Annotated in this window: 1 protein-coding gene; it reads left to right on the forward strand. The window is 63.1% G+C overall.

The window, feature by feature from the left end:
* Positions 1–56 precede the first annotated feature (56 nt).
* On the forward strand, positions 57–501 hold a 445-nt coding region (locus AAFM92_17020), incomplete at its 3' end, for a hypothetical protein (protein MEL7302057.1).

The raw sequence follows: 501 nt of genomic DNA on the forward strand, positions 1-501 counted from the left end.
GCCCTTTTGCACGCGACTGACTTGCGAAGGCGCTGCGAATCCGCGCTAATCCGGCCATGCGCTGGCTACTTCTTTTTCTGGTCCTCGCGGCCTGCACTGCACGCCCCCTGACGCAGGCCGAGCGCGCGTTTTTGCAAAGTGTTCACGGCGACGCAGTGGACTTGGACGTGGTCAAAGTTGCCCGCGGGTCGATCTCGTCGGCGTTCACCGCTGACATTCCGCCCCGGCCCCGCACGACCTGTCGGGAACGGATTTTCCGCCCGCGCACGGGGCCGCAGGTGCTGATCTTTCCGGGCCTGACGATCGATTCAACGATGTATTTCACCGACCCTTTCTGGTCGGACGATTATGTCGAAGGCTACCCCGAGACACTGGCCCTGCGCGATGCGATGCGCCTGGCCCATGAGATGACCCATGTCTGGCAGTGGCAGGCCCGCGCGCAAACGCGGTATCATCCCCTAAAGGCCCTGCGCGAGCATGTTCAGCAAGACGACCCCTATC

It is taken from the genome of Pseudomonadota bacterium (assembly GCA_038533575.1).
Classification (GTDB): domain Bacteria; phylum Pseudomonadota; class Alphaproteobacteria; order Rhodobacterales; family Rhodobacteraceae; genus Shimia_B.